The organism is Chamaesiphon sp. OTE_75_metabat_556 (genome assembly GCF_031378165.1).
Classification (GTDB): domain Bacteria; phylum Cyanobacteriota; class Cyanobacteriia; order Cyanobacteriales; family Chamaesiphonaceae; genus Chamaesiphon.
The window spans coordinates 1-11,496 of record NZ_JANNDR010000433.1 but is presented as its reverse complement, the minus strand read 5'-3'; the positions used below and the strand labels follow the sequence as shown (position 1 = coordinate 11,496).

The window sequence follows — 11,496 nt, the reverse complement described above, 5'->3', positions numbered from 1 at the left end:
CACCAGCACCGAGCAACAATCGCTGCCGCTCCTGGGAAGCATGTAAAGCCTGTCCCAAAAACATCCCCAGGTTGGCACCGATTTCTACGCTTGGACCCTCTGGCCCCAATGATGCGCCAGTTCCTAGCGATACTGAGGCGGCGACCATTTTGACCAAACCCCGCCACGGGGTAATCTTTTGGCTGTCTTGGGTAGCCGCAATCATTGAATTCATATTAGGGCCAAAATCCTGCCAATACCACCGCATCATGCCGACGATCGCGCCACCTACTATCGGCACCAATGCCAATGGCCAAGCACCTTTCACGCCCTGAATATGGAATAGTCCATCGATTTTATCGACGATGAGCGTATGAGAGGAGCTATTAAATAGATCGATCAGGTAGTGAAATAAAACTACTCCCAATCCAGCAGCCCCACCGATCAAGACCGATAGCAACATTACTACCAGACCGGGAGAGGGTTCGAGCCGATTGAGCTTGCTAGTCAGGCGCGAGAGCACTGGTGCCATGGGGGACACTGATGATGGCGGAATTACGGTCATGGATAACGCCAGAACTATGAGAGAGTGATTAAATTTTGTTAATTAAATTGTAATGTTTATTTGACTCAAATGGGAATAGGGAATAGGGGGTAGGGTGTAGAAAATTTATGGACGCAAGCGTCTTTGTTCGAGTCACCCAGTCTCCCAACGCCCCTAACCTCGATCGATCGATCCTTCCATCGCTGTTTGTAACTCTTGGGTGAGATCGGTCGTGGCTTGTTGGGCTTGCCTGCGGCCACTTTTATACCGATCCCAATAATCGGAGAGCGGGATGGCATTGCCAATAGTCATCAGGACGCGACGATCGCCGAGAATGGGGCGGGTGGCTAACTGGCGATCTTGAATCTGAGCAATGATATCCCATAACAGCAAGGCGATCTCTGCGAACCGCTCGATCGTCGGTCGATCTTTGACATAAGAGCTGGTAACAGCAATAAAGCTTTCGACAATCCGCATGTGCCACATGCGTAAGTCAGCTTCAGTAGCAATCCGATCGGCTAATTTACGACTGACAGGGGATAAGTTTTCGGGGGATATCAATTCCTCGCGATAGATCCAGTCCCAACCTGCGCGTTCGATGTTGCGAACGCGATCGGTTTTAGTGCCTTGGGGTGGGAGATTGAAATAACTTTCGGATACTTGCAGGGCAAAATCTAATAGCTGCTGGAGTCGTTGCGAAATTTCTGTGCGCGACAGCGGTTGTGCGATCGACGGACGTTCGGGGATTTGATACTGGTAGAACTGGGCGTAAAAATTCTCGACTTGATAGAGCAAATGTTGGCTCAGATGGTAAAACCTGTCGTAGAGCAGTTTACGCATCGGTCGCCCATCACTTTGAGCGATCGCCACCAGCGAGTCATATCGATCGACAACTAGTCCACAGGCTGTCTCCAATTCACAAATTAAACTTTCGAGTTTGTCCCACGGCTCATGGAGATAATAATATTGAATGCCGATCGGGACGATCGCCACATCCTCATCTCGCCTCAATCTCATCAGATCTGCCATCCCCCCAAAGCCAATCTGAGCCGCGAGCGACTCCAGCGGACTGACCGACTCACTCTGTCCGTTACTCGCACCCTCAGGTGCGATGGCAATGGGCATTTCACCGTTAAGTAGCAACTCTCTTGCTGTCTCGATCGCCACCCGGTCGGTGCGACCCCGCTGGATCGGAATGCCCCCCAATCGGGGATAGATCCAAGCGGCAAATTTACCCGCCCACAGCGGTAGGCTCCGATCGTAGATAAAGTGAGCGAAGATCGGCGATCTGAACACAATTCGATGCCTTCTGGCTGCGATCGGTAATATTTTGGTCAATAGGTATCCCAGACAAAAAGCATCATCGCGACTGGGATGTCTAAAAGCCATGATCAGTCGCAGCCTACCCGTCTGCGCTTGTTTGTAAACTTCCACTAACCGATCGATATCAGTGACATCGATCTTCAGAATATGCAGTTTGTATTTTAACCAGTAAGGCAACAGCCAGACGACTAGCCGGAGCACCAAAAGATTGAATTTTGGGGCTAAAAATGCTAACCGAGGTTGAGCTGTGGTGATTTGGGGCATGTGAAAAATACTCTCTGACCCAGTTGAGGATACCTTTAATTGTAAAATTAATCACCGTATAAATGACTGATTTCACAGGTAGTATCTAGGATTGAGAGCCAGTATCGCCTCATTAGCACCGCTCTAGAGACTAAATTCCTAGCTCAATTCAGAACGCTGTCAACTATCAAAGGTTAAACCCGATTGAGTTGAATGACTTTGGCTGCTGCTGACTCTCTGGCAACTCGAATCAGTAGTGCCGACTGGATTAACGATGCAATCATCGAACTCCCGCCATAACTAAACATCGGTAGTGGTAAACCCGTCGTCGGTAGCGTACCCGCAGCCACACCAATATTAAATAACGATTGAATCACAATAAAAGTAGTCGCACCGACAGCAATCAGGCGATGTACTGGCTGCTGACTGCGCCGCGCGATTAATAAACCCAAAGTGGCATAACTCATCACCATGATGAGCAGCAATAAGCTCCCAATCAGGCCGAATTCTTCGGCAAACACCGAGAAAATAAAGTCTGTATCATGAATGGGTAAATAATCTAATTTTTGTTGCGATCGACCGAAGCCATTGCCCCAGAAACCGCCAGAACCGATCGCATATAGACTTTGAACCAATTGAAAGCCATTACCTTGGGCATCTGCCCACGGATCGATAAATGAGATCACCCGCGCGCGTTGGTATGAGTTGAGCATCAAACTCACCCCCGCCACCATCACACCACCAAGAGCCGTAAAAGTTAATTGTCGCAGCGGCAAGCCAGCAGCAAACGCGATCGACCATAACCCTAGCGCACACAGGGATGTCGTACTTAGATTCGGTTGTTTTAAAATTGCCAATAACACTAATGCAAAAATTCCCAACCAAGTCGCCTTTACCTTGGGGGGATACTGCTGCCATTTGCCAAATAGCTTGGCGGCTTGCAATACTAGCAGGGGTTTGATCAGCTCTGAGGGTTGAATGACGATCGGCCCAATCCCAATCCATCGTGTCGCCCCCATCGTATTTTTGCCAATTCCCGGCAGTGCCGTCATCAACAGCAGGAGCAAGACCCCCAGCAACATCCAGTGAGCAACTTTGAGCAGCTTGCGCAGTGGCAGATGGACGATCACATTAAAAATGAATAGGCTGATTACCACCGCAATAATTTGGCGATTAAAATAATATAAGCCATCTTTTCTTTCGATCTCGCCATGATAATAAGACGCCGAGAATAACACTACCATCCCGATTGTCAGCCATAAAAAAGTCAACCACCGCATCAATCGCGCTGTTAGCGACCAGTCTTTTACTGTGGGGTCAAAAAATGGAATCAAAAGGCGCAAATTCACGATAGTGCTCAAGAGGGGATAGGGTGCAAGCTGATCGACAATCCGACAGATAGGATAATTTTGACTCAAGCTCAATCTGAAGTGGGCTTGCCAGACCAGATCGAAAACTTATACTATTTAACCACAACACCTAATTATTCGAGCTATTCTCTAGAATCCCGACTACATCGCCTCGTCTCCTCTAATTTTCCTAATGTTAAAAAATATCATTATTACTAACTGGCAACGCTGGTCGCTGGGTTTGGCCGTCTTGGCGATCGCGATCGGCATTAGTAGTTGTCAACAACTAATTAGTTCTTCTACTGCGGCAACTAACCAACGATTAGTCTCGGCAATTCTTAGCGACCCCAAAACTTTCAACCCCGCCTTGAGTAATGAATCGCCAAATATTTTTGGTTATGTCGGTGAAGGCTTAATTACCGAGAATGGTAAAGGCGAAATCGAACCAGCATTAGCTAAATCCTGGGAGATTTCACCCGATCAAAAGCAGATTACTTTTACGCTCAAACCAAATCTCAAATGGTCTGATGGCGTGCCGTTGACGATCGATGATGTGGCTTTTACTTTTAATGAAGTCTATTTTAATGAGGCGATTCCTACTGACACGCGCGATATCCTGAAAATTGGTAAAAAGCGGCAATTACCAACTGTTAAAAAGATCGACGATAGTCGGATTGAATTTACAACACCAGAACCATTTGCTCCCTTCCTCAGATCGTTGGGCGTCAGCATCCTCCCCGCCCATATATTACGACCGACGATCGCTAAAAAAGATAGTAAAGGCAAACCTCTATTCTTGAGTACTTGGGGTACTGATACCGACCCGAAGAAATTGGTTTCTAATGGCATGTTTATGCTGGACTCTTATACTCCTGGCGAACGATTGGTTTTTAAAAAGAATCCCTACTACTGGCGCAAGGATGCCCAAGGTGAACAGCAGCCCTACATCAATAACGTAGTTTGGCAAATTGTCGAATCTACAGATACAGCTCTAGTTCAATTTCGATCGGGCGGACTGGATTCATTTGGTGTCTCGCCTGATTTCTTTTCCCTGCTCAAAAAAGAAGAGCAAATTGGCGGCTACAAAATCTACAATGGTGGAGCCGCAACCGGTACCACGTTTATGTCTTTCAATCTCAATCAAGGCGAACGCGATGGTAAACCATTAGTCGATCCGATCAAATCACGCTGGTTTAATAATGTCAAATTTCGGCAAGCGATCGCCTATAGTATCAATCGCCAGCGGATGATTAATAATATCTATCGGGGGTTGGGTGCGCCGCAAGATTCACCAATTTCGGTGCCTAGTCCTTACTATTTATCCCGCGAGCAAGGATTGCCCAGTTATGATTACAATCCGCAGAAAGCTAAAGAACTATTTGCGGCTGCTGGCTTTACATATAATGAGCAAAAAAAACTCGTTGACGATCGCGGTAATCTAGTCAGATTTACGTTGGTAACTAATTCAGGTAATAAAATTCGCGAAGCCTTGGGTACGCAGATTAAGCAAGATTTAGCACCAGTGGGCATTGATGTCGATTTTACACCGATCGCGTTTAGTCTGCTGGTTGAAAAAATCGATAGCTCGCTGCAATGGGATAGTTTGTTAATTGGTTTTACTGGCGGCGTCGAACCAAATGATGGGGCGAATTTTTGGTCTGTAGATGGTGGTTCCCATCTCTTTAATGTCAAACCCCAAGTGGGCAAGCCCCCGATTACCGATCGCCAAGTCGCCGATTGGGAAAAGAAGATCGACGAATTATATATTCAAGCAGCCCAGGAATTAGATGAAGGTAAACGTCGTCAACTCTATATCGAAACGCAGAAAATTACACAGGAGAATGTACCGTGTATCTATTTAGTAAATCCTTTGTCTTTATCAGCAATTAAAAACCGCGTTAAAGGGATCGACTATTCCCCAATTTCAGGAGCATTCTGGAATCTACACGAACTGAGAGTCAGCGCAGAGTAATTCTTGAATTAATCACATCTTTCACTAATATATAAGGACTAGTAAAAGCTTAGCTTTGTGGGTACCCTGGATCTACACTAAGCAATAGTGTATTTAAATCTAGTGTAAGATGTGAGATTATTCAGATTTGGCGATCGATTGCTTGAGAAACTTCGCCCATTCAGCCGCCATCGGTACTTCGGTAAACGGAATCTCGATCAATTCAACCGGATCGATCGACTCAAACCGGAGATCGATCTTCTTAGCCTTCAATGGGAGATCGTCTAAATCAATAACATGATTATCGACGATTAATTGAATTCTTTGAATGCGATCGAGGCTAAATGTTTGCAGATCTTTGGGTTCATTTTTAGTTGGTTTACCCCAACTAATCTCTCGATCTTTGAGTCCCATCACGGCATAAATATCATACTTACAGCGATCAAATCCGATCGCCCATCGCTTGTAAGCTTCGATTTTCTGATATTCATTCGATCCCGCTCTTGCCAGCCAGATAAATGCTCCAAGCAATGGGAGCCACATTAAACCGCGTTCCATACAGAAATAGGTGATGGGGACTATGCAACTAGTATAGCTTGACGATCGAGTGATGTTTGTCGGTGGTGGCGGCATTCGAGCTGCTGCTGAGTGGATGGAGCTGGATCTGGGTGTGGGATCCAGTAATTGCCTTGCGGACAATCGATCGTCAGAACAATATACAATCGTTGTATGAGTTTCTGTCTAGATCTAGCCTCTACAGTCGATCAATCGTCGTTTTAACAGTAGTTGTATTCGAGTTAATACATTTACAACTTCGAGTTTCAAGATCAAGAATCAACCGCTCAGATATTTTCGGAACTATCAACTGTTTAATCGAACAAAATGCGTCAATCTACTCTCCATCAACTAAAAGTATTTGAAACTGTAGCGAGATTAACTAGCATTACTCGCGCCGCAGAAGAGTTGTCTTTGACACAGCCGACAGTTTCCATGCAGATTAAACAACTCACCCAAAACGTGGGAATTCCGCTGTTCGAGCAAATTGGTAAAAAGTTGTATTTGACTCAAGCCGGACAGGAATTATTAGTTACTTGCCGCGAAATCTTCGATCGATTATCGCGGTTTGAAATGAAAGTGACCGATCTCCAAGGTCTCAAACAAGGTAAGCTCAGAATCGCGACGATTACTACGACTAAATATTTTATGCCGCGCGCGATCGCGCCTTTTTGTCAACTTTATCCAGGGGTAGATGTCGCCCTCGAAATTACCAATCACGAGCGAGTTATCGAACGGCTGAATGAAAATCTCGATGACTTATATATCATTAGTAAGATACCCGATCGATTGGATGTCGCTTTACACCCCTTTCTGGAAAATCCGCTGGTAGTCATTGCACCTAAAAATCATCCCCTAGCGAAAGAGAAAAACATCCCAATTACCAGACTCCAAAATGAACAATTTATCATGCGCGAACGCGGTTCGGGAACGCGGGCAGCAGTAGAACAATTATTTACCAAGCATGGTGTCTCCGTGAGAGTCCGCTTGGAACTGGGCGGCAATGAAGCGATCAAACAGGCGATTGGCGTGGGTTTGGGGATTTCAGTCCTGTCGCAACATACTTTTACCCCAGAAGCCGCGATGTCGGGACTGACAATTTTAGATGTTCAACATTTTCCGATCGAACGGCATTGGTATCTGATTTATCCCGCCGACAAACAACTATCGATTCTAGCGAGTACCTTCTTTGATTTTCTTCAACAAGAATCTCAGACAATTGCTAGTAAAATGCGCTTGCAAATTAGTAATTGAGATCTGGCGATAATTCCCGAACAGATATAGCACTTTTCTAAATTACGAAGTACAATCTTTCCCCGTTCCCCGCTTTCTCACTAATAACATACTTCATCGACAAGGAAAGTGCTGGACATGCAAAAAGCAACACTACAACAGGAGCTTCAGGGATCTCTATTTTTTAATTTTGTCAAATGTGGAGTTGCACTAGCCTAGTAGTGGATGGCTCCCGTCTTAACAGTATTTTAGAGATATGTAGGTTGTCGATTCGTGTCGCTTTTGGAGTTGGAGTGAGACAGCAAATATCCAAATAATCTAGAACTAATTTTCTCCTATTAGATCGATAATCTAACCTGTACGGTCAGTTATCTGTGGACATCGAAGCTATTTGCTTCTTGTCTATTAAGTTAGCACCTAAACGACTAATTGCTTGCGATCGCAAGCAATATTTATAAAATTGAGAGTGCACACTGCGGAAACTATACATAAAGTTAACCGCTTAAAAAATATTGTAAACTAGAGTTGAGCTACGCATATTAAGGTAGCTTGCGCACTAATATTTAAGAAATTTCAGTGATAGATCGATTAGAGGCTAGTTTCGATCAAGTGTTGGCTGGTTTACTCACCAGTCTCCGTGCTGACGAACAATTTACGTTGCGGTTGCAGGGCGAAGTCAGTCAGTTTACGCGGTTCAATCATGCCAAAGTGCGTCAGACGGGGATCGTGACTGATGGTAGTCTCCAACTGAAACTGATTTCCCAACAACGGAGCAGTTCGGTAGAGTTTCCGTTTACTGGTGAGGTAGACATCGATTTACCTCAGGTGCAAGCGGCACTGGCAGCCCTGCGCCTGGAAGTACCGCAGCTACCCATCGATCCCTATTTAGTATTGCCCACCGGAGCTGCTACCAGTTATGAGGTACATGCTGGCGACTTATTACCAGCGGTGGCAGTGGTCGATAGCTTGCTGCCAGAAGTGGCGAGCTTAGACTTTACAGGTTTGTACGCTGGCGGAACAGTGATGCGGGGCTATGCCGATAGTAGCGGTCAAAAACACTGGTTTGCGACCGAATCCTATACTCTGGATTACTCGCTGTTTACTCCCACCGGACAAGCCGTCAAAGGCACTCTCGCGGGCAGTCATTGGGATAATGCCACTTATCAAGCCAAAATTGCCGAATCGAAAACGCAATTAGCCCGATTAGCGCAACCGCTCAAAACGATCGAGCGCGGCAAATATCGCACCTATTTAGCTCCAGCAGCCACTGCTGACTTGTTGGGAATGCTATCTTGGGGCGGGATTAGCGAGGCAGCCTTGCAGCAGGGGCGGAGCTGTTTTGGGGCATTGCAGCGCGGCGAACAATCTCTATCTCCCCAGTTGACGATCTCCGAAAATTTCCAACGGGGGTTGGTGCCAAGATTTAACGAACTCGGTGAAATTGCGCCTGCCCAGCTAACGCTGATCGATCGCGGCAGCTTGGCCAATACCTTGGTCAATGCCCGCACGGCTAAAGAGTACCAAAAACCTGCCAATGGTGCCAATCGCAGCGAGTCACTCCGTTCGGCAGAAATTCAAGCTGGAGATCTCACACCCGATCGGATTTTAGCCAGTTTAGATACAGGCTTATACTTATCCAATCTCCATTATCTCAACTGGAGCGATCGACCGACGGGGCGCGTGACTGGGATGACTCGCTATGCGAGTTTTTGGGTCGAACGGGGTGAGATCGTTGCACCGATCGCCAATTTGCGCTTTGATGAAAGTCTCTACCGGTGCTGGGGCGAGAATCTAATCGCCTTGACCAACCATGTGGAATTTATTCCCGATGTCGATACCTATAGCAGTCGGCAACTGGGTGGGAGCTGGGTACCTGGTTTATTAGTTGAAGATTTTACATACACGCTATAAAAAGATCGCTATTTTTATACATTCTCGCGATCGAACATGGAGATCCCGTCTCAATTGCCGATTTTTATGGGCATAATAGCTTATATCAATGTGAGGTAATTGTGCATTAACAGGTTGAAGCTAGTCTCGATCTCATCAGCCGCTGCAAATCTCGCGGTGACATACTTCCTAGCATTTACAAAAGCTGTCAACTGTCAACTGTCAACTGATTTCATGTCCAAACCGGAAGACCAATTCAAAGTTCATTTCTGGGGCGTGCGGGGGAGTATTGCTTGCCCTGGAACTACCACTGTTCGCTACGGCGGCAACACGCCCTGCGTGGAAATGTTAGTTGGCGGTTATCGGCTGATTTTTGATGCGGGTACTGGCATTCATGTCTTGGGACAATCCTTGCTCGGTCATCTTCCCGTCAGCGGACATTTATTTTTTTCACATTCCCATTGGGATCACATCCAGGGCTTTCCCTTCTTTTCCCCGGCATTTATGGAGGGGAATGAGTTTGATATTTATGGTGGCGTAATTCCCCACGGTGTGACGATCGAGCATCGTCTCCACGATCAAATGACCCAACCCAATTTTCCGGTACCATTGCAGGTAATGGGCGCAAATCTGAGGTTTCACAATCTCGACTATGGCGACACAGTCAATTTGGGTGACGTCACCATCTCGACTGGTGCCCTCAATCATCCTGGCGGCGCAATGGGTTATCGCGTGAGCTGGCAGGATTATGCGGTTGCTTATATTACCGATACAGAGCATTTCCAAGATAAACTCGATCGCAATGTTTTAGTATTAGCCGATCGCGCTGACGTCCTAATTTACGATGCTACTTACACCGATGAAGAGTACGATCGACCCCAAGCTAGTAAAGTTGGGTGGGGTCATTCGACTTGGCAAGAAGGTGTGAAAATTGCCAAAGCTGCAAATGTCAAACAGCTCGTAATTTTCCATCACGATCCCACTCATAATGATGAATTTATGGACGCGATCGAGTTACAATCGCAGCAAGTTTTTCCCACCGCGATCGTGGCGCGTGAGGGCATGGACATCTTAGTCGGCGAACGGGCGGCGATTTCTGCTCAATTGGAAACAGCTAATTAACTAAATGTCTAAATATCAGCAAATATATGATGTCGTCAGGAAAATTCCGCCTGGAAAAGTCCTCAGTTACGGGCAAGTTGCTGAATTAGCGGGTTTATATGGCAAAGCGAGATTGGTCGGTTATGCCCTATTTCGAGTCGAGATTGCCTCAGATATTCCGTGGCAACGCGTCGTCAATGCCAAGGGTGAAATTTCTTATTCGATCGCCCGTAGTGGTGGTGACTACTTGCAGAAAACTTTACTAGAACGAGAAGGGATTCAATTCACCCCAGCTAATCGGATCGATCTCAAAATATACCGCTGGCAAGCACCATTAGATTTGATGGATCACTAGCTAAAATCTAGGCAAATTCTGCCAGTTCCAGCCACCGTTCCGTCGTAGAGTCGATCGATTTATTAACTTGTTCCAAGTCGGCTGTGAGTTTCTGAAGCTGATTATATGCAGCATTCGGCGAATGTGCTAACTCTTGCTCCAGCTTGACTTTATCCGACTCCAGTTTGGCAATCTGAGCTTCGAGCTTGGTAAATTCCCGTTGTTCCCAGGTGGATAAACGGCGTTTCTTCTCCTCTTTAGGTGCTTCTGGGGCGTTGGCGGAGCCTGTCGGAACGATTGTCGCAACTGGCGCAGCTTTGGCGACTGTTTTAGTATTCAATCGATCTCTAGCAGCCAATTTATCAGCGGTAGCTTCGGCTTGCTTATAGTCGAGATAGACAGAATAATTACCTGGATATTCGCGGACATTACCTTTGTCTTCGAGGGCAAATATTTTCTCCACAGTGCGATCGAGGAAGTAGCGATCGTGGGAAACTACAATCACGCAGCCGTTAAATTCCGAGAGATATTCTTCTAATACGCCCAGGGTTTGGACATCGAGATCGTTAGTCGGCTCGTCGAGGATTAAGACATTCGGCATACTCATCAGGACGCGCAATAGAAATAACCGTCGCTTTTCACCACCAGATAGTTTATTAATCGGTGTATATTGTTGATTCGGTGTAAATAGAAACCGCTCCAACATTTGCGAGGCACTGATTTGGCTGCCGTCGGCGACTTTGACATATTCACCAACTTCTTTAATATAGTCGATCGCGCGGAGTTGTTCGGTACCAGCTTCTTGCAAGTCTTCAGAATGTTGGTCGAAGTAACCAATATGAATGGTGCTACCGATATCTACTTTACCACTGTCGGGGGCTAATCGACCGATACAGATATCCATCAGAGTAGATTTACCCGCGCCATTTTCACCGATAATACCGATGCGATCTTCGGGAGAAAACTCATATGTGAAGTCTGAAATTAATTTGCG

10 protein-coding genes are annotated in these 11,496 nt (G+C 46.3%); 5 read left to right on the top strand and 5 right to left on the bottom strand.

The window, feature by feature from the left end; all coding sequences use genetic code 11:
- From RMO27_RS17560 to RMO27_RS17550, 3 genes are all read right to left on the bottom strand, one after another.
- On the bottom strand, positions 1-544 hold a 544-nt coding region (locus RMO27_RS17560), incomplete at its 3' end, for a chloride channel protein (protein WP_309734880.1).
- A 153-nt stretch (positions 545-697) separates the two neighbouring features.
- Positions 698-2,110 carry a 1-acyl-sn-glycerol-3-phosphate acyltransferase gene (locus tag RMO27_RS17555; RefSeq protein WP_309734877.1) on the bottom strand — a complete coding sequence of 471 codons (1,413 nt, stop codon included), beginning with the start codon at positions 2,108-2,110 and terminating at the stop codon, positions 698-700.
- 173 nt (positions 2,111-2,283) lie between these two features.
- A complete protein-coding gene (locus tag RMO27_RS17550; protein ID WP_396133747.1) occupies positions 2,284-3,438 on the bottom strand; it encodes an FtsW/RodA/SpoVE family cell cycle protein in 1,155 nt (384 codons plus the stop codon).
- Between the two features lie 193 nt (positions 3,439-3,631).
- Between RMO27_RS17550 and RMO27_RS17545 the strand changes: the two genes are divergently transcribed.
- On the top strand, positions 3,632-5,410 hold the full coding sequence (locus RMO27_RS17545) for an ABC transporter substrate-binding protein (RefSeq protein WP_309734873.1): 1,779 nt from the start codon (positions 3,632-3,634) through the stop codon (positions 5,408-5,410).
- 117 nt (positions 5,411-5,527) lie between these two features.
- On the opposite strand, the gene RMO27_RS17540 is transcribed toward RMO27_RS17545, so the two are convergent.
- On the bottom strand, positions 5,528-5,947 hold the full coding sequence (locus RMO27_RS17540) for a hypothetical protein (RefSeq protein ID WP_309734870.1): 420 nt from the start codon (positions 5,945-5,947) through the stop codon (positions 5,528-5,530).
- 324 nt (positions 5,948-6,271) lie between these two features.
- On the opposite strand from RMO27_RS17540, the gene RMO27_RS17535 reads away from it, so the two are divergent.
- The 4 genes from RMO27_RS17535 to RMO27_RS17520 all read left to right on the top strand — a co-directional run bounded on the left by RMO27_RS17535 (position 6,272) and on the right by RMO27_RS17520 (position 10,523).
- Entirely contained in the window at positions 6,272-7,198 is a 927-nt protein-coding gene (locus RMO27_RS17535; protein WP_309734868.1) for a LysR substrate-binding domain-containing protein, read from the top strand.
- Positions 7,199-7,753: 555 nt separating this feature from the next.
- A complete protein-coding gene (locus RMO27_RS17530) occupies positions 7,754-9,088 on the top strand; it encodes a TldD/PmbA family protein (protein WP_309734866.1) in 1,335 nt (444 codons plus the stop codon).
- A gap of 213 nt (positions 9,089-9,301) precedes the next feature.
- Positions 9,302-10,189, top strand: coding sequence for an MBL fold metallo-hydrolase (locus RMO27_RS17525; RefSeq protein ID WP_309734882.1), 888 nt, complete (start codon positions 9,302-9,304; stop codon positions 10,187-10,189).
- A 4-nt stretch (positions 10,190-10,193) separates the two neighbouring features.
- Entirely contained in the window at positions 10,194-10,523 is a 330-nt protein-coding gene (locus RMO27_RS17520; RefSeq protein ID WP_309734863.1) for an MGMT family protein, read from the top strand.
- Between the two features lie 7 nt (positions 10,524-10,530).
- On the opposite strand, the gene RMO27_RS17515 is transcribed toward RMO27_RS17520, so the two are convergent.
- Positions 10,531-11,496 (bottom strand): ATP-binding cassette domain-containing protein (locus RMO27_RS17515; protein ID WP_309734861.1); only part of this gene is annotated, 966 nt, incomplete at its 5' end.